Origin of the sequence: Actinoplanes sandaracinus (genome assembly GCF_030009775.1) — a bacterium.
Classification (GTDB): Bacteria; Actinomycetota; Actinomycetes; order Mycobacteriales; family Micromonosporaceae; genus Actinoplanes; species Actinoplanes sandaracinus.
In genome coordinates, this window is record NZ_JASCTH010000020.1 from 112,303 (window position 1) to 135,430 (window position 23,128).

Sequence of the window (23,128 nt, forward strand, 5' to 3'; positions counted from 1 at the left end):
GCGGATCGTGACAGCCGAATTTCTGCGGCCGGAGATCCGGATGCCGACGCTGGGCGCGGCCGGTGAACGTCCCGTACGTTACTTCTCACGGTCCAGCCAGGCGGGTGTGCCGGCGGGGTCGTCGTGGCTCGGCCCGCGCCTCCTCCTCCTCCTCGCCGGTCGGCGGCGTGAGGCGGGCTTCGACGGCCTGCGGTTCGTACATCTCCTCGGAGCACGCCGCGCACCAGATCAGGCGCTTGTTGGTGAGGGAGACGCGGTCGACGTAGTAGCGCGGAACCTGCCACAGCATGAGGAGGCCGGCGGTCACGCAGATGCCGATGGTGAACTCGTCCACGTACCGCGGGTTGATTTGCAGCTGGACCGCCCAGACGCCGAGCACCGCGTACAGCAGGATGATCGATTCTGCTTTGACCAGGGCGATCCAGTGCTGGCGGCTCATCGGCGCCGGGGTCGCGGCCGAGCAGACGCTGGGCGTGGCGAGGAAACCGAATCGCGGCCGGAGGGCGCCCGCTCGCTTCTCGGCGGGGCGCCGACGGCGACCCGGGCGGCTTCCACCCGGTCCGCGGCGAGCCGGTAGAACCGTTTCCGTGGCTGAGCGAGGTCGAGAATGGACGACGTCCCGCCAGGCGGACCCGCGGGCACCTAGTCTCCTAGGATGGGTAGGGTGAGCAGTACAGTCCGGGACGTGACGGCTCCTGAGATCACTGTGGCCACCCCGGCGGACCGTAGGCGCATCGTCGACTCGCTGGTAGCGGCGTTTCCCGCCGACCCGGTGCTGCGGTTCCTGTTCCCCGAGGACTATCCGAGGCACGCGGCGGCCTTCTTCGGCCACCTCTTCGACAAGCGTGTGAACCGGGAATCCGTCTGGACGATCGACGGCGGCGCCGCCACGGCGATCTGGGAGCCACCGTCCGGCAGCGACACCCCGCCGGAGGAGATCGACCTGCCCGCCGACGCCCGGGCGCGGATGCGGGAGTACGACGACGCCGTGCACGCGGCCCTGCCGCGGGAGCCGTTCTGGTACCTGGGAGTGCTCGGCACCCACCCGGCGAGCGCCGGCCGCCGCTGGGGACGCGCGGTGATGGCCGAGGGGCTGCGCCGGGCCGCCGAGGACGGGCTGCCCGCGATCCTGGAGACGAGCACCCCGAAGAACGTGGAGATCTACCGTGGGGCGGGCTGGGAGGTGGTGTGCGAGCTGAGCGCGCCCGTACCCCTCTGGATCATGAAGCAGTGACGCGGTAGCGGCGCGTGCCGCGAGCGGAGCACACCCACCCGCCGCCGCCCGCCTCTCAGTCGCGGGGTTCGTCGAGGCCGAGCAGCCGGTCGAAGAGGCGGAAGCGGAAGACCAGCGTCAGGGTGCCGTACCAGAGGATCAGGGCCGGCAGGACCACCAGGAACACCGGCTTCGACGGCCCCATCAGACCGAAATAGTTCCACAGCACCGGTACGCACAGGACCGCGCTGAACAGCACCATCAACCCCATCACCAGCCACGCGGGCCGCCGGTCGCCGGTCGGCGGGGTCCACGCCGCGAAGGCCCGCGAGTACGGCGCGAGAAAACTGATCAGCAGGAACGAGGCGAAGCAGAAGAACGTCGACAGGCCGGTCTGCGCCAGGATCGTGGCCGCGGCGGTGGCGAAGTCGGCGTCCGTGCCGTACTGGAGGCCGGTGTACTTCTCGAACTCGTCGATGATCCGGCCCGGGGTCCGGCCCGAGGTGAACCCGTGCGTGATCATGTCGTAGAGCGCCGTGTAGATCGCGGTGCCGAAGGTCGCCGTCACCACCGACGCGGGGACCACGAACCGGACCAGGTTGCGCAGCATGTGCGGGTCCGGGCGGGTGGGCCGGGCCCAGAAGGTGAGGAACATCGTCGGGATGCCGACGGTGAACATGGTCAGCCCGACCTGCGTGGGGGAGTACGGGAAACCCAGCTGGAGCATGGTGACCGCCAGGATGACCAGGCCCTGACTGGCCACCCGGGCCAGGAAGACGTAGAGCGAGATGCCGATGCCGTTGATGATCCGGCGGCCCTCGTGCTGGGCCGGCGGCAGCGCCGAGAAGTTGTCGTCGACCAGCACGATGTCGGCGACGTCGCGGGTGACCGGGCTGCCGCTGCGCATGGCGATCCCGACGTGCGCCTGTTTGAGGGCGCGGGCGTCGTTGACCCCGTCGCCGATCATCGCCACGTAACGGCCCTGACGGCGCAGCGAGTGGACGATGCGTTCCTTGTGCTCCGGTGCGACCCGGCCGAACACGCTGGTCCTCGCCACCACCCGGTCCAGAGCCGGATCGTCGAGATCGTCCAGGTCACGGCCGGGTACCGGCTCGCCGGTGGCGATGCCGGCCCGGGTGGCGATCGCGGCGACGGTGCGCGGATCGTCGCCGGACAGCACTTTGAGTTCCACCCCGTCGGCGTGGAAACGGGCGACCGTCTCGACGACGTCGTCGCGCAGCTCGTCGGCGAGCACGGCCAGCGCGACCGGCTCCAGCATCGGGAGCTCCGGCCGTCCCGCCGCGTCGCGCAGCCCCGCCTCCGGATCCTCGGGCCGGGCCAGCAGCAACACCCGCAGCCCGCGCCCGGCCCGGTCGGCGACCTCACCGACCGGGACCGGCTGCCGCAGCCGGCCGGCCAGCGCGTCCGGTGCGCCCAGCACCCAGACGCCCTCCTCGGCGACCATTCCCGACCAGCGCGACGACGACGAGAACGGCACCTCGTCGCGGACCCGCCAGACCGGCCCGCCCAGCGCCGCGGCGAGCGCCAGGGCGGTCAGGTTCGGGCTGGTGGCGTTGTGCGCGAGCCCGCCCAGCGCCTCCGCGGACTCGTTGTATTGGTGGCCGCCGAGCGGGACGACCTCCTCGCAGGTCAGCTGGCCAGTGGTCAGGGTGCCGGTCTTGTCGGTGCAGACGACGTCCACATTGCTGACCGACTCGACGGCGTTGACCTGCTGCACCAGCGCCCCGGTGCGGGCGATCCGCACCGCGCCGGCGGTGTAGGCGAGCGCGATCAGGAAGAACAGCCCGTACGGCACCAGGCCGGACAGCACCGCGGTGATCTGCACGACCCGCAGCACGCTGAATCCCTCCAGCGCTGCCTGCGCCAGGATGGTGCCGCTCATCAGTGCGGTCAGCGCCATCACCAGCCGCACGATGAAGTCGATCCGGCGTTGCAGCGGCGTCCGGTCGGTGGTGGACCGCCGGGCCGCGGCGGTGAGCCGCCCGGCGTAGCTGTGCGCGCCCACGTCCCGGGCCTGCTGATGACCGTCCCCGGCCACGCACAGGCTGCCCGAGCGCAGGCCGTCACCGGGATGCTTGACCACCGGCTCGGACTCCCCGGTGAGCAGCGACTCGTCGGCCTCCAGCCGGCCGCCGTCGAGCAGCGGGCCGTCCACCACGATCTGGTCTCCCGGCCGGACCCGGATCACGTCGCCGCGGACCACCTGGTCGGGGAGGATCTCCACCTCCCGGCCGTCGCGGACCACCAGCACCCCGGCCCGGTCCAGCAGTTGCAGCCGGTCCAGTTTGTGTTTGGCCCGGATCTCCTGGGCCGCGCTGATCACGGCGTTGATCAGGCCGAGGCCGACGCTGATCAGCGCGTCGCTGTACCGGCCCAGGCTCAGCAGCGCGCCGCCGATCACGAACAGGATCAGGTTGAAGAACGAGAAGACGTTCGTCCGCAGGATCTCGGCATAGCCGCGTGAACCGCCCTGCACGGCCGTGTTCGCCTCACCGCGCCGGCGCCGGGCCTCCGCTTCGGCCCCGGTCAGCCCCGCGGCCGGCGCGAGCATCACCTGTTCCATTCGATCGCAGCCCCCGCGATCAGGTTAGTGGCCCAGAAGCTGCTCCAGACCGGTGATGAAGATCTTGAGGTCGAAGTCGAGCTGGGCCTCGCCGGGGCCGTAGCCGTCGGTCATCAGCCGCCGCATCGTCCGGAACCGGTCGGCGGGGGCGGCGTCGAGCGCCCGCCGGATCTCGGCGGTCTGGGGGTGGACGCCGTCCCGGCGGGCCATCATGATCGCGTCGCGGGCCGAGGAGAACACGAACTCGGCGAGGAAGGCGAGGGCCCGGCCGGTCTGTTCCTCGGTGAACCCGGCGGCGAGCAGGATCTCCGCGTACCGCTCGGTCGCGGCGAAGATCGTCAGGCCGCCGGTCGCCGGGACCCGCACGTACTCGAACAGCGCCCCGGTGCGGACCATCCCGTCGCGCATGTGGCGCGCCATTACCCGGGTGGCCTGCCGCCAGTCGATGCCGGCCGGCAGCGGGACCTCGCTGACTTCGGTGTTCAGCACGTCCAGAGCGACCAGTTCGAGCAGGCCGTCACGGTCGCTGACGTGGTAGTTGAGGGCTTTGCGGTCGACCCCCAACTCCTCGGCGACCGCCTGCATGGTGATGGCCGCCGGGTCCATGGCGCGGGCCACGGCGACGATCCGGTCCCGGCTGATCCGCGGCGGGCGTCCCCTGCGGCGCGGTGTCGTGTTCTCCAACCGGACATCCCCCTGGTAGTGGTGGTCGGCATCCAGCCTATTTCTCCGCCGGGTTCGCGTTCTGGGACGCGATCGCAGGATCTCGGCCCACCGCCGGCCCGTTCGCCGCGATGCTCGCCCCGCCGGCTGACTCACCGCCGCGGAGACGGCCGGGGCACCCGCCGGTTCCGTACGCGCCACCGTGAGTTCGGTTGTTGTGCGCCGGCCGTCACCGTGCTGCTCGTCTGAGCGGCGTCCGGCATTAACGCCACCGCCGCCGGCCACTCATAGCGTCGAGTCGATCACGCCCGCCCGCGCCGCCCCCGGCACAGCGGCGTTCCCCCTGCGTAAGCGAGTCGACATGTCTGTTCAACCGGACGTCAGCGTCGTCATCCCGACCTGCGGCCGTGCGCACCTGGCCGTCCGCGCGGCCGGCAGCGCCCTCGCCCAGACGCACCCGACCCTCGAGGTGATCGTCGTGGTGGACGGCCCCGACGAGGCCACCGCCGATGCTCTCGGCGCGATCGGCGACGAACGGCTACGGGTGATCGTCCTGCCCGAGCGCGGCCGGGCCCCGCACGCCCGCAACGTCGGCGCCCGGCAGGCCCGCGGCCGGTTCGTGGCCCTGCTGGACGACGACGACGAGTGGCTGCCCCACAAGATCGAGGCGCAGTTGGCCTTGGCCGCCGGATCGAGCGCCGCCTTCCCGGTCGTCGCCACCCGGCTGATCAACCGCACACCCCGCGCCGACTCGATCATGCCGCGCCGGCTGCCCGGCCCCGGCGAGCCGCTCAGCGAGTACTTCACCGTCCGGCGTGGCCTGTTCTACGGCGACGGGTTCATTCAGACCTCCACCATCATGGCGCCGGCCGAACTGCTGCGCCGGGTGCCGTTCACCGTGGGCCTGCGCCGCCAGCAGGAGCTGGACTGGGCGCTGCGCGCGATCCGTGAGGACGGTGTGGAGTTGCTCTACGCCGAGGAGGCCCTCGTGCTCTGGCACCAGGACGAGGACCGCGAGCGGATCAGCCACCAGAACCCGTACGAGGAACAACTCGCATGGCTGCGCGACAACCGGCATCTGTTCACGCCCCGGGCGTACGCCGCCTTCACCCTCAGCGTGATCAGCTCGATGGCGGCGCCCGGCCGGCAGGGCCGCCATTTCCGGGAACTGCTCGCCGAAGCCCGCCGGCACGGCCGGCCCGCCACCCTCGACTACCTCACCCACCTGCAGATCTGGGCGCTCCCACCGGCCCTGCGCGCCCGCCTCCGCGACCTGGTGGTGGGACGCCGCCTGGCCCGCGACACCGCCGCCCTGCCCGAGCCGGTCGATGTCGCCTGACCCCCGCCCGCCGTCGCCGGCCGGCTCGCCGCCTGATCGGCGGGTCCCCCGGGTCGCGGTCTGGCGCAGCGCGCTGTTGCTCGGCTCGGAGACGTTCATCCGGGCACAGGGTGACGCGCTGACCCGCTGGGCCCCGGCCTATGTCGGCGCCACCCGCGTCGACTCGGCACTGTCGCGCTCCGACGACGTCATCGTCTTCCCGGACGGCCCGGCCGGACGCCGCGAGTTCCTCCGGCTGCGGCTGGGTGGCACCTCCCCGCGACTGCGCGCCGTGCTCGGTCAGGTGCGGCCCGCCCTGGTGCACGCCCACTTCGGTGGCGACGGCTGGCTCGTCAGCCGCACCGCCCGGCAGCTCGGCGTGCCCCTGATCGTCACCGTCCACGGCCACGACGTCACCCGCCAGCCGCGCAGTCCCGGCCTGCACGGCCTGCGCTACCGCCGCAACCTGCGGGCCGTATTCGACCGTGCGGCCCTGGTCATCGCCGTCTCCCGGGTCATCCGCGAACGTGCCGAGGCGTGCGGCGCCGACCCCGCGAAGATCAGGGTGCACCACACCGGCGTGCCGGTCCCGGCGGCCCCGCCGATGGTCCCGAAACGCTGGGACGTCACCTTCGTCGGCCGTCTCGTCGCCAAGAAGGGCGTCGACGACCTGCTCACCGCCCTGGCCCGGATGGACTCGCCGCGCCCGCGTGCCCTGATCATCGGCGACGGGCCGCTGCTGCCGCGGATGCGGGCCCACGCCGAGAGCCTCGGCGTGGACGCCACCTTCGTCGGCGAGCAGCCGCCCGAGTCGGTGCAGCGTCACCTCGCCGAGTCACGGATGCTCGCCGCCCCGTCGAAGACCGCACCGGACGGCGACACCGAGGGCCTGCCCACCACCATCCTGGAGGCCGCGGCCCTGGGCCTGCCGGTGGTGGCCACCCGGCACAGCGGCATCCCGGAGGCGGTGCTCGACGGGCGCACCGGGCTGCTCACCCTGGAGGCCGACCCCGAAGCGCTGGCCGGCTCACTCAGCCGGCTGCTGCACGACGCGGACCTGCGGCGCAGGCTCGGCGCTCACGGCCGCGAACACGTGGCCGCCCACTTCGACCTGCACACCCAGACGCTGCGCCTGGAAGACCTCTACGACGAGGTCGCCGCCCGCAGCCCGGCCCGCAGCCCGGCCCGCCGCCGCTGACCCGGCCCACGCGACACGCCTCGGGCCCTCGGTCAGCTCAGGATGACCGGGTTGGTGAGCGCGGCCATCCGCCCCGAAGGGTGCCGCACCTCGACACGGACGAACGCCGACTCCTCCCGGCTGGTGCGCCACCGGACGATGCCCGTGCCGTCCCCGGGCAGCGGTTCGCGGTGCACCCGGCCCCGATCGGTGTGGAAGCCGACCACGCCCTCAGGCACGCCCGTGACCTCCACCCGCGCCACGCATGGCGCCTCACCGGCCGTCAGCCGTTCCCCGACCCCGGCGCGGCGGTCACCGGCGCGGACCGTGAACGACACCTGGACCTCGGCTGACTCGGCGATCCAGCAGCGCCCGGCACGGATGCCGGCGAGCAGGGCGTCCGTGCCCAGCCCGTCCGCCAGCACCACGGTCTGCGGAGTGCCGAGCTGACCTGCCTGGTGGGCGTCGCTGTTGCCGACGGCCGGGCGCCACCGTCCCCGGTGGATGCCCGCGGCCAGCCCACGGCCCCATTCCGCCAGGGCCGCCTCGTTGTCGGCGTTCCACGGCAGGTCCGAGCGCCACAACCCGTTCCACACCTCGACCGCGTCGAACCGCCGGAACGGATACATGAGAACGCCGGACGGGTACGGAGCGTGCGGGTGAGCGGCGACGCAGAGGCCACCGGTCTCATGCACCCCGTCGACCGCCCGGTCGATCAGGTCGTCCCGCACCCCGTAGCGCCAGTCGACGACCTGTCCCGGGTCGATGCCGACCGCCAGCCAGTGCCCGGTGGTGGTGACGACCTCCTGGCCCAGGACGACCAGCAGATCGTCACCGGCCAGCGATCCCCACGCGCCATGGGTGTCCGCGGTGTTGTGCTCGGTGATCGCGATGAAGTCCAGGCCCGCCGCCCGGGCGGCCGCCGCGACCTGCTCCGGAGTGAGCTCGCCGCCGTGTGAGCGCCGCGTGTGGACGTGGAGGTCACCGCGGTACCAGCCGCGTGCCCGGCCGGCCACCCGCCGGGGCGGGAACTCCGGCTCGGCGGCCGGCTCGGACGTGTCCGCACTCGTGATCATCACGGCATGGTAGTCAGCGGACCGCCGGCACTGATCCACGGACGCTAGGCGGTGCGGCGGCGGGCGTCCACCTCGATCTCGATCCTCATGCGGGGGTCGGCGAGACCGGCCACCATCATCGTGGCGGCCGGGCGGACCTCGCCGAAGCAGCGGCGCAGCACCGGCCAGCACGGCTCGAAGTCCGCGCGGTCGGGCAGCAGGTAACGCACCCGCACCACATCGGCGAACGTGCAGCCGGCCGCGGTCAGAGCCGTCCCGATGTTGCGCAGGCACTGCTCGGCCTGCTCGACCACGTCGCCGGAGATCGTCATGGTGGCGTAGTCGAAACCGGTCGTCCCGGAGACGTACACCTGGTCGCCGTCCACGACGGCACGGGCGTAGCCGATCTGTTCCTCGAAGACCGAGCCGCTGAGGATCGCGCGTCGTTCTGTCACCCGCCGCACGCTACCGGCAGCGGGGGTGGGACGGGATCACCCGGTGGGCGGCTCCGGGCGGAGACGGCGCAGAGCGGCCCGGGCCAGGCGTCTTCCGGAGCGGACGCCACCGAGCACGGCCACCGCGGCCCGGCCCGGCGTCGTGCCCTTGAGGACGGCGATGATCCGGTAGGCGCGGGACAGGTCGGATTGCAGGGTCGCGGTCCTCTGCTCGTACCACGTCGATTGGGCTCTCGCCTCGCTGAGCTCACGGGCCAGGCGGTCGTGGGCGGCGGTGAGTTCACGCAGCGTCTCCGGCGCCGCCCGGGTCGCCGGAGGCGGGCCGATCGCCCGGCCGGTCATGGCGGCCAGCAGTGCGGCGGTGCCCTCGGCGGGCCACAGCTCAGCCGGCCCCTCGTCGTGGAGTGCGGCGGCGAACCGGCGCAGCGCGGCGTCCCCGTCGGCGGACGGCGGCGCCAGCGCGACCAGGCCGCCGGCGGTCACGATGATCGCGTCGGCGTCGACGGCGGCGTTCTCGCCGGACTGCCAGCCGGTGAGCAGCGCACGGAACTCGGGCTGGTCGCCGCCGCGGGCCGCGGCCAGCAGCGCGTCGTGCAGACAGGGGCCCGTCGGAACCGTGGCCCGGGACTCGCCCATGGTCCAGCCCGACGACGTCCGCCGGAGCGGGCCGCCGGTGAGCAGGCCGTCCGGTGGGGGGAGCGGGTGGTGGCCGGGGCGGGCGGCGACGACGATCCACGCCGGAGCGAGCGGCGCGGCCAGAGTGTGGCGCAGCAGACCGGCGGCGAGCGGGCGGGGGTCGGCCAGTAGCGGCCCGTCCGGTACGCCGGCCCGCCGCAACGCCGAGGTCGCGAAGCCGTGCAGGCCCGGGTCGGTGAGCGCGGCCTCGCTCAGCAGTGCGGCCGGCGCCTGCGGACACGGGTACGCCGCGTAGTCCCGCAGCACGTCGAGGCCGGTGTCACGCAGGTGGGCGCGCAACGCGGCGAGACCGGCCGGACGGGTCGGGTCGTCGCCGGCGGCCGGGCCCCAGGCCGCGTCGTCCGGCGGGGCCGCGCCGGCGTAGAGCCGGTGCAGGCCGACCGGGTTCGCGCAGGACAGCACCAGCCGGCCGCCGGGGCGCAGCACCGCGAGCAGCCGCGCCACCCCGGCCGCCCATGACAGGTCCGCGGTCTCGGTCGAGCCGGTACGGTCCAGCCCGTCCAGCGCGACCACCGTGTCGTACGCCGGAACGGCCGCCAGTTTCTCCAGGCTCCCGCAGCAGACCCGCACTCCGGGCCGGTCCGCCCAGCGGGCGGCCAGCTGTTCCGCGTCGCGCATCCCGCGCACCAGGACGGTGACCTGCCGGGCCGGGATCGCGTCGATCAGCTCCGGATCGTGCGGCCCGGCGACCAGCACGTGCCCGTGCGCGGACCGGACGAGTTCCCGCAGCGCCGCGCCGCGGGTGGGCCGGTGGTCGGACCAGTGCGGCATCTCGCCGCCCAGCAGGAGCGGGGTCATGCCGCGGTCTCCGAGGGCCAGTGGAACAGGTGACGTAGTTCAGCCGGTGAGAGGGTGCGGTCGGCGCCGAGTTCCTCGACGGTGACGGCGCGGGCCGTGTCGAGGTCGATCTGCGTGCCGTGCATGGCGGCCCACTGCCGGCGGATCCGGGACCGGCCGCCGAACAGGTCGCGTTCGCCGCGCAACTGCATCGGGTCGCCGTAGACGGCCGGTTCGCAGCCGGCCAGCACGCCGTAGAACACGGCGCTGCACAGCCGGTTCGAGGCCACCCGCTGGTGTCTGCGCTGTTCGGCGAGCTGCCGGGACAGGAAGTCCGGATCGAGGTCCTTCCACCAGCCGCCCCGGTAGCCGTGGCAGATCACCCGGAAGCCGGCCCGCTCGTAGCGGCGGCGCACCCGCGGGGTGCGGAACTCCTGCCAGTAGAGGCAGACCGTCACCGGGCCGGGCTCGGTGTCGCGGATCTCGGCGATCAGGCGGTCGTGGTCGCCTTCCACGTGCTGGCCCTCCCAGCCGTGGAACGGGTACCAGATCGTGCCTTCTCGTTCCCGCGAGGGCTCGTCGGGTTCCAGCGCGGTCAGGTACGCCCAGGGGGAGCCCACCACGTACACCTGCCGCCGGCCCATCGACCAGGCCCGGCGGCGGGTCCGTTCACTCCAGACGAACGCCGGGATCCCCGGCACGAACTCGTGATCGGGCGCGAGGCCGTCACCGATGTTCCAGCCGTGCTGGAGGTAACCGTGGATCCTGGGCGGATCGGCGTCGAACCCGCAGTAGCGGGCCAGCACGTACGAGTGCCCGTAGTAGTGGTTGGCGTGGTGCACGCCCCATCCCATCGTGGGAAGGCGTACACCACGCTAACGAGAGGCGATCAGCCGGTTACGGCGAACAGGGCGTCGGCGTACGCCTTGTGCCCCTCGGCGGTCGGGTGGAACGACTCGGACAGGTCGTCGCGCAGCGAGTGGATCCACGGCTCCTTGGTGCACGCCTCGTGGCCGGCGAAGGACTTCCGCACATCGACGAAGGTGAAGCCCGGCTGTGCGGCCACCCGGCCCTGGATCAACTCGACCAGGGAGTCGGCGCCCTCGTTGAGCGACTTGCGGCGGGTGTCGTTCAGCGCCTCGCAGGTCACCCCGGCGCCCGGCTCGGCGACCAGGTGCGGGTAGCCGAGCACGAACACCTTGGCGTTCGGGGCCTGCTCGCGGATCATCTGGTAGAGCTCGTCGAGCGCGCCGGGCAAGGTGCTCTCGGCCGCGGCGACGGCCTTGTCCACCGACGCCTTGCAGGTCTCGTCGCTGCCGAGCAGGCACTGCTGCAGGGTTCCGGACCAGCCGGCGTCGTTGCCGCCGACGGTCAGCGTCACCCAGCCGGTGCTGTCGTCGAGCTTGCCGAGCTGCTTGAACCGCACATCGTTGATCTTCGCGCCGGCGCAGGTGGCGTCGGTGACGACACCGAACTTCGCCGCGGTACGCAGTTTCAGCCAGAGCTGCGGGTACCCGCCGTCCTTGCTCTGCTTGCAGTCCTTCCGGTCGCCGTAGTTCCCGGCGCCGAGACCGGCCGCGTACGAGTCACCCAGCGCCACGAAGCCGGTGGCCTCCTTGGCCGTCGCGTTCTCGTCCCCGCCGCCGCAGGCCGTGGCGGTGAGGGCCACCGTCACCGCGAGGACTCCGGTGACGGCCACGGTCCAACGTCGCTTCAATGCAACTCCTTCAAGAGCGGTTGATCCCCGTGATAATGCCTGATGGCCGCGGTCCGGCATACTTCTAGACCGTGACGCCGAGAGAGCCCCGCCTGGAGATCGAGTACTGCACCCAGTGCCGCTGGCTGATGCGCGCGGCGTGGACGGCGCAGGAGCTGCTCACCACGTTCACCACCGAGCTGGGCGAGGTCGCGCTGGTGCCCGGCGTCGGCGGGGTCTTCGAGGTCCGGCTCGACGACGAGACCCTGTGGTCGCGCAAGGGCGAGGGCGGTTTCCCCGAGCTGGCGCAGCTCAAACGGCTGGTCCGGGACCGCGTCGCACCCGGGCGCGCGCTGGGACACAGCGAGGGACACCGGCCCGGCGAGTCCACACCGGCTTCGCCCGCGGTGGGCGCGTGATGGCTCCGGGCCGTGCACCCGTGATCAACCCCGAACGGTAGATTTCACCGGTGACCGACACCCTGGAACGCCGCGCCGGCCGGACGAGGTCGGTCGAGGTCGAGATCCTCGCCGTGCTCCTGGTGCTGCTCGTGATCTTCCGCGAGCGGGTCTCCGGGCTCGTCTCCGGCGCCGCCTTCCAGACCTGGACCACGGTCTTCGTCTCGGTGCTGGTCCAGGCCGTCCCGTTCCTGGTCTTCGGCGTGCTGCTGTCGGCCGTCATCGCGGTCTTCGTGCCCCGCTCGTTCTGGGCCCGGGCGCTGCCGAAACACCCGGCGCTGGCCGTTCCCGCCGCCAGCGTCGCCGGGGTGGTCCTGCCCGGCTGCGAGTGCGGAGCCGTACCCATCGCGGGGTCCTTGATCCGCAGGGGTGTGACCCCGGCCGCCGCGCTCGCGTTCCTGCTGGCCGCGCCCGCGATCAACCCGATCGTGCTGACCGCGACCGCGGTCGCGTTCCCCGGCGACCCGGAGATGGTGCTCGCTCGCGGCCTGGCCAGCCTGGTGGTCGCGATGGTGATGGGCTGGCTCTGGCTGCGGCTCGGCAAGAGTGAGTGGATCCGGCTGCCGCACCGGTCCTCCGACGGCGTCTCCAAGGGGGAGGCGTTCTGGTCGGCCTGCCGGCACGACGTGGTGCACGCCGGCGGGTTCCTGGTGGTGGGCGCCGCCGCCGCCGCGACGATCAACGTGGTGGTGCCGGAGGCGTGGCTGCAGACCCTGGCGGCCGATCCGGTGCTGTCGGTGCTGGCGCTGGCGGTGCTCGCCGTGCTGTTGTCGATCTGCAGCGAGGCCGACGCGTTCGTCGCCGCGTCGCTGTCGCAGTTCTCGCTGACCTCGCGTCTGGTCTTCCTGGTGGTGGGGCCGATGGTCGACCTCAAACTGATCTCGATGCAGGCCGGCGTGTTCGGCCGCCGGTTCGCGGTCCGGTTCGCGCCGGCGACGTTCGTGATCGCGGTGCTCACCGCGGTCGGGGCCGGGGCGGTGTTCCTGTGAACCGGCAGGCTCAGGCCGTCGTGCTGTTCCTCTTCGGCGGCGCGATCCTCAAGGCGTCGTTCACCGACCTCTACCTGCGATACGTCAAGGAGGGCCTGCGGCCCTTCCTCATCGCCGCGGGCGCGATGCTGGTGCTGGCAGCGTTCATGACCATCTGGTACGACCTACGCGGCCGCGGAACCCAGGACGACGATCACGGGCACTCCCACGAGCCCCGGGTCGGCTGGCTGCTGATCCTGCCGGTGCTCGGCCTGCTGCTGGTCGCCCCGCCCGCGCTCGGCTCGTACACCGCCGACCAGTCCGGGACGGTGCAGCTCAGCGCCGAGTCCGACTACCCGCCGCTGCCCGAGGGCGACCCGGCCGTGATCGGCCTGCTCGACTACGCCTCCCGGGTGATCTACGACGACGGCCGCAGCCTCACCGGCCGCCGCCTCCAGATGACCGGGTTCGTCACCGCCGGTGAGGGCGGCGCCCCGATGCTGGCGCGGATCGTGGTGAGCTGCTGCGCCGCCGACGGCCGCCCGATCAAGGTCGGCCTGACCGGCGGGCCGCTGGTCGACGTCCCGGCCGGAACGTGGCTGCAGGTCACCGGCCGGTACTCCGGCATGCGCGGCAAGGACCCGGTCAACCAGGCCGACCTCGCCTATGTGGAGGTTGAGCAGTGGCAGCCGGTCAGCCCACCGAAGCAGCAGTACGAATGATCGACCGAACCCGGATCGCCCTGGCCGCGGCCCTGCTCGCGGCCGTCGTCCTGCTCGCCGGCGGCCTCCCCGAGCAGCCACCCGCCCCGGTGCCGGCCGCCCGCGCCACCGCCGAGCAGGAGTGGCCCGGCGCGGCGCGCGCCGACCTGCGCGACCTGACCGTCGAGCCGCTGCTGTTCCTGGACGCGACCACGGCTGTCGGCACCGTCACCGACGGCGACTTCGTGCGGCTCGTCATCGAGAAAGCGGGGATCGCCCGCGAGTTGCGCCGCCTGCCGGCCGCCGGCGAACCGCGCTTCGAAGGCATGACCGCCGCCGGCGACGAACTGCTCTGGGCCGAGTCGTCCGGCTCCCGGCCGGTCGAGATCTGGGGCGCCAGCCGCGGCGGCGAGTCCCGGCTGCTCACCGCGGACACCGGCAACACCCTGTTCTACGGCAACCAGCACGACCTGGTGGTGGCGGACGGCCGGGTGTACTGGGCGGCCGGCGACGGCGACGAGAGCACCCAGATCCGGTCGGTCGCGCTGGCCGGCGGCCCGGTCGAGGTGCGCGAGGAGAAGGGCCGGTGGGCGCTGTCCGCCTGGCCCTGGCTCACCGACGAGGCCGGCGGTCAGTCCGGCACGGTCACGATGCGGGAGCTGACGACCGGCCGTGAGGTGCGCGTCCCGTTCTCCGGCGCCGAGTTCGGCATGTGCGGCCCGGTCTGGTGCCGGGTGATGGTGATGGCCGGGGAGGGCCTGGCCCGGATCGACCTGATGCGTCCGGACGGCTCGGACCGGCGCCGGGTCGCCGGGTCGAACGCCCAGGCCGCGGTCAGCGACGTGGCGCTGCTGGACCGGTTCGAGATCCTCTCCGAGCCCGGTCCGAACTTCGACCTCACCGGCACGGCGGGGCTCGCCGTCCACGACCTGCGGACCGGCCGGACGGTGACGCTCGCCGCCGCCGCGGACCTGGCCGCCGCCAGGAACGGCATGCTCTGGTGGTCGACCGGCACCAAGGACGCCGCCGTCTGGCACACCCTCGACCTGCGAACCATCTGACGCAAGGGCATCGCTGTTCGGCGGAGAGTGTTTCCGGTCGGTTCGTGGGGTGGCAGCGTGGCCCGCGCGCCTCATTCCCGATGATCGCGGCCGATCCCGACGTCGCCTACCTCGACTCGGCCGCCACCTCACCGAAGCCACAGGCCGTCCTGGACGCCGTCATCACCTACCTGACCACGGTCCGGCTCGCGGGCGGCGATCATCCAAGCCCGCGAAGAGGCAACGCCCGCCGCCTGATTCTGCCGGCGGCGGATTCCGCCCAGCGCTGATCAGGCTGTTCCGGCCCCCGGTGACGGGGCCCGCGCGGGCATGCTCGGCCCATGAGTGGACAGATCGAGATATTCAACGAGGCGGCCGACGACTACGACCGCCTCGGCGTCGACTTCTTCACCCCGTTCGGCGCCGCCCTGACCGAGGCCGCCGGCATCAAGCCCGGCGACCGGGTCCTCGACGTCGGCTGCGGGCGCGGGGCCGTGCTGTTCCCGGCGGCCGCGGCCGCGGGCCCCGCCGGGCACGTCACCGGCATCGACCTGGCGACCCGCATGGTCGAACTGACCCGCGCGGCCGCCGCCGGCCTGCCGAACGTCACCGTCGAACCCGGCGACGCGCAGGCCCCCGACTTTCCGGACGCCTCCTTCGACGTGATCACCGCCGGGCTGGTGCTGTTCTTCCTGCCCGACCCCGGTGCGGCGCTGGCCGCCTACCGACGGCTGCTGCGGCCCGGCGGGCGTCTCGCGTTCAGCGCGGCCGCCTCCTACGACGACTACTTCGTGGAAGCCATGAAGGCGCTCGCCGGCCACGCCGACGGCCCTCCGCCTCCGCCGGCGGGCCAGGCGGAGATGTTCGACAACGCGGACACGTTGCGCGCCGCGGTGGGCGAGGCCGGTTTCTCCGGTACGGACGTGCGCGACCACACCGTGGCCAGCACCTTCCGCGACCGCCGGCACTTCTTCTCCTGGATCAACTCACACGGCGGCCGAGCCGTGACCCGCCGGATCCCGCAGCAGCGGCGCGAGGCGGCCCTGGCCGACCTGGCCGCCGTCCTGCCCGAGCCGATCACCCTGAGCACGACCATGCACCTGGGGGTCGCCTCCACCTGAGAGCACCGCTGACGGGCGGGCTGCGGGTCCGCTGAACAGACCCGGTGACCCCGGTGACGTGTCCGGACCGCGCCCGGGATCGGGGCGGAGCGCCCGCACCGCCCCGATCGCGGGCGGCGAGAGGCCGGCGAGGGCCGTTCACGCCGCCCGCGCCGCTCACGGCGCCGTCGCCGGCACCCCCGTGATCGCCCCGCCTCGTTGAGGGCGGACAGCGCCGGCGGGTAGGTGTGCGCGTGCTTGCGGATCAGCTCGGCCACGGTGCCCTCGGCGACGTTCGCGACCAGCGCCCGCATCGCCAGGCGTGGGTCGCGTTTGGCCGCCGCCCCCAGCGCTGGGCGGAAGTAGCTCTGGTCGACCCGCTCCACCACCAGGCCCAGCGCCGCCTCGGTGGGAATCGCCGCCAGCGCGGCCACCGCCCGTTTCCGGTCGTCGGGAGTGTCGATGGGGCGCTGCCGGCCGGCCCCGTCGAGCAGGGCCGCCCAGCCGGCTCCGATGCCGGCGCCGCCGGTGGCGATGATCTTCGCCGCTTCGCTCCGGAGGGGTTCGGGAAGGTGCGGGACCAGCCGCAGCGCCCGCACCGGGAAGCGGGTCAGCATCTTCGATCTGAGCAGCAGGCCCACCCGGATGCGCCGCGCGTCCACGGTCTCGCGGAGCACCACCCGGAAAGCCTCGTCGGTCGGGACCGCCGCCAGCAACTCGACCGTGGCCGGCGGAAGCCAGTCCCGCAGGCCCGCCCTGTCCTCGGACGGCCGGAGCACGTCGCGGTAGAACGGCTCGGCCAGGAACGGAGCGGCGGCGTGTCAGGCGCGGCGGCGGAGACCGAGCAGGGCGTCGACGACCAGGAACACCGCCAGCGGGATGCCGAAGAGGGGCATCGCCCAGCCGATCGCGAAGACCACCGGCACGCCCACGACGATCGCCCAGGCGGGAAGGCCGAGCCAGGCGCCACGGGCGGGCGGCGCCCCGACGAGGGCACGGCGGCCGGTGCGGGTGGGGCGGCGCTGCCACCACATGCGGTATCCCCAGAGGATCACGCACAGCAGGCCGATGGCGAGCGCGGCCAGCAGGATCTGGTTGACGACGCCGAAGAGGACGCCCATGTGGGCCTGTACGCCCAGCTTGGACAGCTTCGCCAGCAGCGGCCACTCGGCGAAGTCGCTGCGTGCCACGACGGTGGCGGTGGCCGGGTCGACGGCGATGCGGTCGAGCTGGACCGGCCAGACGTTGTCGATGCCGGCGACGGTCCAGGCGGCGCCGCCGCTCTCCGGGACGGTCAGTTCGACCGGGCCGGTGAGGCCGTTGTCCCGGGCGACCTTGAGGGCCGTGTCGGCCTGGGCCAGGTCGACGGTGGTGGGGGAGTCGCCGCCGGCGCCGTGGTGGCCGCCGGCCGACGGGGCGGCGCCGGGGACCTCGAGCGCGGGGCGGTGGGCGTCGAGGGTGTCGAGGGCGACGGTGAAGTTGTCGCCGGCGTACCGGGACCAGGTCAGCCCGGTGGCGGCGAGGATGAGCAGGCCCACGCTGATCCACACGCCGGTGGCGGCGTGCCAGCCCCGGGTGCGGCGCACGCCCTTCTTGGCGGCGAGGTCGGCGACGAACATCTTGCGTACGGAGCGCCGGCGCCGCCACCACAGGATGATGCCGCCGAGGGTGAGCACCGCCAGCCAGCTCGCGGCGAGTTCGGAGTAGTGCCGGCCCGCATCGCCGAGGTGCAGGTTGCGGTGCAGGTCGTCGAGCCAGGTGGTGACCGGCGTCGACCCGTACCAGGTGGTGAGTTGACCCTGGACCTTCCCGGTGGGCGGGTCGATGTAGACGGTGTGCTGGTTCTCGCCGAGGTCCGGCTGGGAGAACACCACCCGGGTCGTCCGGTCGCCCTCGCCGGGCTGGACCGCCGAGACCGTGCCGCCGGGATGTGCGGCGCGCGCCGCGGCGATCTGGTCGGCGAGCGGGACGGCGGCGCCGCTCGTGGTCGCGGCGGTCAACTTGTCGCCGTAGAGCATGCCGTCGAGCTGCGGCGTGACCGTGTAGAGCAGGCCGGTCACGGCCGCCACCACCAGGAACGGCGCGACCAGCACCCCGGCATAGAAGTGCAGCCGCAGCAGCAGCGCGCCGAACGCGGAGGAGCGGCGGATCTCGCGGGCGGCTGTCGCCGCCGGAGCGACCGGTTCGGTGGTCAGTTCGGGTGTCACGGCCATCGGCTGTCCTCGTCAGGGTGTCGGCGGCGCGGAGTGCGCCGGCATCCAAGGGGTTGCAGTCGACGCGGCCGGGCCCCTGGCGGCGTCGCCCATTGGTCGCCGCCGGATGCCGCATAGTTCCCAGCGATTCTTCAGGTGAAAAGAATCCGGGAACCAGGGCCCGTCCGGTGGCGACTAACGGGCGTTCCCTGAAGCTGAGGAAGAAGATGCTGACTCGTACCGTTCTCGCCTCCGCCGTGCTGGCGTGCGCATTTCTCGCCGGCTGCGGCTCGTCGTCGGAGCCCTCGAAGGCCTCGGCGCCCGCGGCGTCGTCCGCCGCTCCGGCCGCCGCGCTCACCGTGCGTGACCCCTGGGTGAAGGCGGCCGACACCGGCATGACCGCGGCGTTCGGCACGCTGGTCAACAACACCGGCGCCGACGTGACGATCGAGTCGGCCACCTCGCCGGCCTCGCCGCTGGAGCTGCACACCATGGCCATGCAGGACGGCAAGATGGTGATGCGGCCGAAGGAGGGCGGCTTCGTGATCAAGGCCGGCGCGACCCACGAGTTGTCGCCGGGCGGCGATCACCTGATGCTGATGAAGCCGTCCGCGGCGATCAAGCCGGGCGACGAGCTGTCGTTCACGCTGAAGCTGAGCGGCGGCGGCACGGTGGCGTTCACGGCCGTCGCGAAGCCGTTCGCCGGCGCACAGGAGAGCTACGACCCCGGCATGCACGGATCGATGCCGTCGGCCTCGGCGAGCGCCCACTCGTGACGGTCACCCGCCGGGCGCTGCTGGCCGGAGGCGCGGTGGCCGGCGTCGGCGCCGCCGCCGCGGCCGGCCTCGCCGCCGCGGGTTCCGGTCGATCGGAGGGTTCGGCGCCCGCTCCGGTCCCGGTCTCCTTCACCGACATCGGTACGGGCAGAGTCGCGTTCCACGGCCCCCGTCAGGCCGGAGTCACCACCGAACCGCCCGCACACGCCGCGTTCCTGTCGTTCACCCTGGCCAAGGGCACCGACCGGCAGGCGCTGGGCCGGCTGATGCGGCTGCTCACCGACGACGCGGCCCGGCTCACCCAGGGGGAACCGGCGCTGGGCGACACCGAGGCCGAACTGGCCCTGCACCCGGCCCGGTTGACCGTCACGTTCGGCTTCGGGCCGGGCCTCTACCGGGCCGCGGGCCTCGCGTCCCCGGTCACCGACCTGCCGCCGTTCGCCATCGATCGGCTGGAGGACCGCTGGAGCGGCGGCGACCTGCTGCTGCAGATCTGCGCCGACGACGCGCTCACGGTCACCCACGCCCAGCGGATGCTGATCAAGGACGCGCGGCCGTTCGGCGCGGTCCGCTGGGTGCAGCGCGGCTTCCGGCGCAGTGCCGGCGTGCACGCGGCCGGGTTCACCCAGCGCAACGTGCTCGGTCAGCTCGACGGCACCGCGAACCCGCGGGACGCCGCGATGGACACCGCGGTGTGGAACCCCGACGGCAGCACCACCCTGGTGGTCCGCCGGATCCGCGCCGAGATCGAGACCTGGGACCTGCTCAGCGTCACCGACAAGGAGAACGCGGTCGGCCGGCGGATGACGTCGGGGGCGCCGCTCTCCGGCCGGGACGAGTTCGACGAACCGGACTTCGCCCAGCTCGACGACACGGGTCTGCCGGTGATGCCGGACTTCTCGCACGTCACGCGGGCCCGGATGAGCGATCCCCGGCTCAAGATCCTGCGGCGGCCGTACAACTACGACGAGGCTCCGGACGCGCAGGGCCGACCCGACAGCGGGCTCGTTTTCGCGTCGTACCAAGCTGACATCGACCGGCAATTCCTCCCCATCCAACGGCGGCTCGCCGAGAAGGACCTGTTGAACGAATGGACCACACCGATCGGATCCGCGGTCTTCGCCGTACCGCCCGGCTGTTCCGCCGGCGGCTGGATCGGCGAGCGGCTGCTCGCGTGACCGGAGTCCCGCGGTCGCTGCTCGCGCTCGCCGCGCTGCTGTTCGTGCTGGTGCCGGGCGTGCCGGCGTGGGCGCACAACGCGCTCGCCGAGGCGAGCCCGGCCAAGAACGCCACCCTGAAGAAGGCGCCGTCGGAGGTGAGACTGCGGTTCCTGCAGAAGCTGGACCCCACCTACACCACCATCACGGTCAGTAACGCCGCGAAGGAGCAGATCGCCACCTCCGCCCCGGCGGTGGACGAGGCCACCGGCGTGGTGACCCTCGCCGCGCCGTTGACGAACGGCGTCTACACGGTCGCCTATCAGGTGGTCTCCACCGACGGGCACACCGTCAAGGGCTCGTACCAGTTCACCGTGGATGACCCGGCGCCCGCCCTGGAGCCGGGCCCGGCGGTCGAGAAGCCGGACGCGTCGGCCGCTGCGCCGTCCGCCAGCGTCACGGCTGAGACCGGCCCGTCACGCGCAGCCGCGGCGTCGTCGACCACGACGACCATCGACATCATCCCCATCATCATCGCCGGCGTCGTGGTGCTTCTCGCCGTGGCCGCCGTTTTCCTGTTCCTCCGTCGCCGCAAGGCCTGAAAGGTTCCCTCATGAAGCAGACTGCACTGCGGCGTGCCGCGACCGTCTCCGCCGTCGCGGCCGTCTTCCTGCTCGGCCTGGCCGGTCCGGCGGCAGCCCACGTGACGGTCAACCCGGGCAGCGCCACCCAGGGCGGCTACACGAAGGTGTCGTTCCGGGTGCCGAACGAGAGCGACACCGCGTCCACCACCAAGCTGGAGATCAACCTGCCGGTGGAGAGCCCGATCGGGTCGGTGTCGGTCAAGCCGGTGCCGGGCTGGACCGCGGCTCCCGAGAAGTCGAAGCTGACCACTCCGGTCAAGGTGCACGACAGCGAGATCACCGAGGCGGTCACGAAGATCACCTGGACCGCGGCGGCCGGCTCCGAGATCAAACCGGGCACGTTCCAGGAGTTCGACGTCTCGCTCGGCCCGCTGCCGCAGGTCGACAAGATGGTGTTCAAGGCGCTCCAGACGTACTCCGACGGCACGATCGTCCGCTGGATCGACGAGCCCACCACCGACGGCACCGAGCCGGAGAGCCCGGCGCCGGTCCTGAAGCTGGCCGCCGCATCGGCCGCCCCGTCCGCCGCCGCCTCCGCGCCGGCCGCCGTGGCCACCGGCGAGGAGAGCGACAGTGGCGGCAGCGGCGCAGCCTGGGGCATCGCGGGCCTGGTCGCTGGTCTGGCCGGCCTGGTCCTCGGTCTGCTCGCCTACCGCAAGGCCGCGACGCCCGCACCTGGCGCGACACCCACCGCCTGACGCGGCATCCGGCGGCGAGCCGGATGCCAGGCTGCCACCCCGCGTCGAGCCGGCTGTGCAGCTATAACGGATGCGGACCGCGCGCCGCACCTCTCCCACCCGGGAGAGGTGCGGCGCGCAGCGGTCCGAGCCGCGCGAACCGGAAGTCATAGATCATCCGCCGGCCACCCGGCCCGGTCACCCCTGCGCGGGCCGGTAGGCGGCCTCGACCTCGTCGGGTGCCCGCATCCGCCAGGCGTCGGTGATCAGCTCCGCCAGTCGTTCGAGTGACACCCGCTCCAGGCGCAGCATCACCAGCGGTAGCCCGTCATAGCCGGGTGTGGTGAAGAACAAGTCCGGCTCGCCGAGCAGCAGCGCCTGCTTCTCCGCCTCGTCGCCGACGAAGAGAACGGCCACGTCCATACGGATCACGCGCGGTTTTCCGGGTAGACGTTCCGGATATGACCACACGAACCCCTTGCCTCCGACCCGGAAGTCGAACCCGTCACTGTCGATCTCCTCGACATGCGGCAGGGCCAGAGCCAGCCGTCGTACGTCGTCCGCGTCACACACGGTCGTCATTCTGCAGCATGTCCGTCGACGGCCGTGGAATTGATGCCTTGCCTACTGGCTAGCTAGGCTTCTATTCTCCGATCCAAGAACTAGGAATTGAACCCTTCCCCCGGGCGGTCGACACATGCAGAAGCTCATCCTCCTGGCCCTGGTCGGGCTCGGCGCGCAGTTGGTCGACGGCAGCCTGGGCATGGCCTACGGTGTGACCTCGACCACCCTGCTCCTGGCGGTGGGGACCAACCCGGCGGCCGCCTCGGCCACCGTGCACCTCGCCGAGATCGGCACCACCCTGGTCTCCGGTCTCTCCCACTGGCGGTTCGGCAACGTTGACTGGAAGGTCGTCCTCAGGATCGGCGTTCCGGGCGCGATCGGGGCCTTCGCCGGCGCCACGTTCCTCTCCAGCATCTCCACCGCGACCGCGGCGCCGCTGATGGCGATCATCCTGCTGACGCTCGGCCTCTACGTCTTCCTCCGGTTCACCTTCCAGGGCCTGCCCAAGGGCCAGCTCGGCAAGCCGCTGCGCAAGCGGTTCCTCACCCCGCTCGGCCTGGTCGGCGGTTTCGTCGACGCCACCGGCGGCGGTGGCTGGGGCCCGGTCGGCACGCCCGCGATCCTGGCCAGCGGCCGCCTGGAGCCGCGCAAGACGATCGGCTCGATCGACACCAGCGAGTTCCTCGTCGCCATCGCCGCCAGCCTCGGCTTCCTCTGGGGCATCGGCAGCGAGAACATCGACTACGGCTGGGTCCTCGCCCTGCTGATCGGCGGCATGATCGCCGCGCCGCTCGCGGCCTGGCTGGTCCGCCACATCCCGCCGCGGGTGCTCGGCGCCGCGGTCGGCGGCGTCATCATCCTCACCAACACCCGGTCCCTGCTGCGCAGCGACTGGATCGACGCCCCGGACGCCGTCCGCTACGTCCTCTACGGCGTCATCTACCTCGCCTGGGCCGCCGCGATCGCCTACTCGGTGGCGCAGTACCGCAAGAACGCCATCGAGGACCAGCGGATCCTCGCCGAAGCCGAAGCCGAAGCCGAAGCCGAAGCCGAAGCCGAAGCCGAAGCCGAAGCCGAAGCCGTCGCCCTCGGCAGCACCCCCGACGACAAGGACAAGGCCCCCGCCAACGCCTGACCGAAACACATCCGTGAATGACGGGTCCCGCCGGGAGGCGGGACCCGTCGCGCTTCCCGGCCGGCGGCGCGGCACAGCACTC

24 protein-coding genes are annotated in these 23,128 nt (G+C 72.7%); 14 read left to right on the plus strand and 10 right to left on the minus strand.

Annotated features, from left to right (window positions below):
• Window positions 1-85: 85 nt before the first annotated feature.
• Entirely contained in the window at window positions 86-439 is a 354-nt protein-coding gene (locus QLQ12_RS28425; protein WP_282763612.1) for a hypothetical protein, read from the minus strand.
• Between the two features lie 216 nt (window positions 440-655).
• Between QLQ12_RS28425 and QLQ12_RS28430 the strand changes: the two genes are divergently transcribed.
• Window positions 656-1,234 carry a GNAT family N-acetyltransferase gene (locus tag QLQ12_RS28430; RefSeq protein WP_407651601.1) on the plus strand — a complete coding sequence of 193 codons (579 nt, stop codon included), beginning with the start codon at window positions 656-658 and terminating at the stop codon, window positions 1,232-1,234.
• A 55-nt stretch (window positions 1,235-1,289) separates the two neighbouring features.
• Here the strand turns inward: QLQ12_RS28430 and QLQ12_RS28435 are convergent, their stop codons facing one another.
• Both QLQ12_RS28435 and QLQ12_RS28440 read right to left on the minus strand, forming a co-directional pair.
• Complete coding sequence (locus tag QLQ12_RS28435) at window positions 1,290-3,797, minus strand: HAD-IC family P-type ATPase (RefSeq protein ID WP_282763613.1); 2,508 nt, start codon at window positions 3,795-3,797, stop codon at window positions 1,290-1,292.
• A 24-nt stretch (window positions 3,798-3,821) separates the two neighbouring features.
• Window positions 3,822-4,481: a TetR/AcrR family transcriptional regulator C-terminal domain-containing protein gene (locus tag QLQ12_RS28440; protein WP_282763614.1), complete on the minus strand. Its 660-nt coding sequence runs from the start codon at window positions 4,479-4,481 to the stop codon at window positions 3,822-3,824.
• Between the two features lie 340 nt (window positions 4,482-4,821).
• On the opposite strand from QLQ12_RS28440, the gene QLQ12_RS28445 reads away from it, so the two are divergent.
• Both QLQ12_RS28445 and QLQ12_RS28450 read left to right on the plus strand, forming a co-directional pair.
• A complete protein-coding gene (locus QLQ12_RS28445; RefSeq protein ID WP_282763615.1) occupies window positions 4,822-5,799 on the plus strand; it encodes a glycosyltransferase family 2 protein in 978 nt (325 codons plus the stop codon).
• Window positions 5,789-6,976 (plus strand): glycosyltransferase, encoded by a 1,188-nt coding sequence (locus QLQ12_RS28450; protein ID WP_282763616.1) that lies wholly within the window; start codon window positions 5,789-5,791, stop codon window positions 6,974-6,976. The genes QLQ12_RS28445 and QLQ12_RS28450 overlap by 11 nt, the downstream gene beginning before the upstream one ends.
• 32 nt (window positions 6,977-7,008) lie before the next feature.
• Here QLQ12_RS28450 and QLQ12_RS28455 read toward each other — a convergent pair whose 3' ends face one another.
• The 5 genes from QLQ12_RS28455 to QLQ12_RS28475 are packed head-to-tail and all read right to left on the minus strand — an operon-like array spanning window position 7,009 to window position 11,655.
• The gene (locus tag QLQ12_RS28455; RefSeq protein WP_282763617.1) at window positions 7,009-8,031 is read right to left on the minus strand and encodes a CehA/McbA family metallohydrolase; all 1,023 of its coding nucleotides are present in this window, start codon (window positions 8,029-8,031) and stop codon (window positions 7,009-7,011) included.
• Between the two features lie 44 nt (window positions 8,032-8,075).
• A complete protein-coding gene (locus tag QLQ12_RS28460; protein WP_282763618.1) occupies window positions 8,076-8,465 on the minus strand; it encodes a RidA family protein in 390 nt (129 codons plus the stop codon).
• A 36-nt stretch (window positions 8,466-8,501) separates the two neighbouring features.
• Entirely contained in the window at window positions 8,502-9,959 is a 1,458-nt protein-coding gene (locus QLQ12_RS28465; protein WP_282763619.1) for a methyltransferase domain-containing protein, read from the minus strand.
• On the minus strand, window positions 9,956-10,780 hold the full coding sequence (locus QLQ12_RS28470) for a hypothetical protein (protein WP_282763620.1): 825 nt from the start codon (window positions 10,778-10,780) through the stop codon (window positions 9,956-9,958). The genes QLQ12_RS28465 and QLQ12_RS28470 overlap by 4 nt, the downstream gene beginning before the upstream one ends.
• Before the next feature lie 47 nt (window positions 10,781-10,827).
• The gene (locus QLQ12_RS28475) at window positions 10,828-11,655 is read right to left on the minus strand and encodes an SGNH/GDSL hydrolase family protein (RefSeq protein WP_282763621.1); all 828 of its coding nucleotides are present in this window, start codon (window positions 11,653-11,655) and stop codon (window positions 10,828-10,830) included.
• 71 nt (window positions 11,656-11,726) lie between these two features.
• On the opposite strand from QLQ12_RS28475, the gene QLQ12_RS28480 reads away from it, so the two are divergent.
• From QLQ12_RS28480 to QLQ12_RS28505, 6 genes are read left to right on the plus strand one after another with little or no spacing between them, the layout of a single operon-like run.
• Entirely contained in the window at window positions 11,727-12,053 is a 327-nt protein-coding gene (locus QLQ12_RS28480) for a SelT/SelW/SelH family protein (protein WP_282763622.1), read from the plus strand.
• Between the two features lie 50 nt (window positions 12,054-12,103).
• Entirely contained in the window at window positions 12,104-13,081 is a 978-nt protein-coding gene (locus QLQ12_RS28485) for a permease (protein WP_282763623.1), read from the plus strand.
• A complete protein-coding gene (locus QLQ12_RS28490; protein WP_282763624.1) occupies window positions 13,078-13,782 on the plus strand; it encodes a TIGR03943 family putative permease subunit in 705 nt (234 codons plus the stop codon). Before QLQ12_RS28485 ends, QLQ12_RS28490 begins: the two co-directional genes overlap by 4 nt.
• Window positions 13,779-14,822, plus strand: coding sequence for a hypothetical protein (locus QLQ12_RS28495; protein ID WP_282763625.1), 1,044 nt, complete (start codon window positions 13,779-13,781; stop codon window positions 14,820-14,822). The genes QLQ12_RS28490 and QLQ12_RS28495 overlap by 4 nt, the downstream gene beginning before the upstream one ends.
• Before the next feature lie 44 nt (window positions 14,823-14,866).
• Window positions 14,867-15,091 (plus strand): hypothetical protein, encoded by a 225-nt coding sequence (locus tag QLQ12_RS28500; RefSeq protein ID WP_282763626.1) that lies wholly within the window; start codon window positions 14,867-14,869, stop codon window positions 15,089-15,091.
• Between the two features lie 51 nt (window positions 15,092-15,142).
• On the plus strand, window positions 15,143-15,922 hold the full coding sequence (locus QLQ12_RS28505; protein WP_282763627.1) for a class I SAM-dependent methyltransferase: 780 nt from the start codon (window positions 15,143-15,145) through the stop codon (window positions 15,920-15,922).
• 800 nt (window positions 15,923-16,722) lie between these two features.
• On the opposite strand, the gene QLQ12_RS28510 is transcribed toward QLQ12_RS28505, so the two are convergent.
• Window positions 16,723-18,114, minus strand: coding sequence for a PepSY-associated TM helix domain-containing protein (locus QLQ12_RS28510; protein ID WP_282763628.1), 1,392 nt, complete (start codon window positions 18,112-18,114; stop codon window positions 16,723-16,725).
• 206 nt (window positions 18,115-18,320) lie between these two features.
• On the opposite strand from QLQ12_RS28510, the gene QLQ12_RS28515 reads away from it, so the two are divergent.
• The 4 genes from QLQ12_RS28515 to QLQ12_RS28530 are packed head-to-tail and all read left to right on the plus strand — an operon-like array spanning window position 18,321 to window position 21,368.
• Window positions 18,321-18,869 carry a copper chaperone PCu(A)C gene (locus tag QLQ12_RS28515; protein ID WP_282763629.1) on the plus strand — a complete coding sequence of 183 codons (549 nt, stop codon included), beginning with the start codon at window positions 18,321-18,323 and terminating at the stop codon, window positions 18,867-18,869.
• Window positions 18,866-20,047, plus strand: a complete 1,182-nt coding sequence (locus tag QLQ12_RS28520; RefSeq protein ID WP_282763630.1) for a Dyp-type peroxidase — start codon at window positions 18,866-18,868, stop codon at window positions 20,045-20,047. Before QLQ12_RS28515 ends, QLQ12_RS28520 begins: the two co-directional genes overlap by 4 nt.
• Entirely contained in the window at window positions 20,044-20,628 is a 585-nt protein-coding gene (locus QLQ12_RS28525; protein WP_282763632.1) for a copper resistance CopC family protein, read from the plus strand. Before QLQ12_RS28520 ends, QLQ12_RS28525 begins: the two co-directional genes overlap by 4 nt.
• An 11-nt stretch (window positions 20,629-20,639) precedes the next feature.
• A complete protein-coding gene (locus QLQ12_RS28530) occupies window positions 20,640-21,368 on the plus strand; it encodes a YcnI family copper-binding membrane protein (protein WP_282763633.1) in 729 nt (242 codons plus the stop codon).
• Window positions 21,369-21,545: 177 nt separating this feature from the next.
• On the opposite strand, the gene QLQ12_RS28535 is transcribed toward QLQ12_RS28530, so the two are convergent.
• Window positions 21,546-21,920: an MmcQ/YjbR family DNA-binding protein gene (locus tag QLQ12_RS28535; RefSeq protein ID WP_282763635.1), complete on the minus strand. Its 375-nt coding sequence runs from the start codon at window positions 21,918-21,920 to the stop codon at window positions 21,546-21,548.
• A gap of 124 nt (window positions 21,921-22,044) precedes the next feature.
• On the opposite strand from QLQ12_RS28535, the gene QLQ12_RS28540 reads away from it, so the two are divergent.
• Window positions 22,045-23,046: a sulfite exporter TauE/SafE family protein gene (locus QLQ12_RS28540; protein WP_282763637.1), complete on the plus strand. Its 1,002-nt coding sequence runs from the start codon at window positions 22,045-22,047 to the stop codon at window positions 23,044-23,046.
• The last annotated feature ends 82 nt before the right edge of the window (window positions 23,047-23,128 follow it).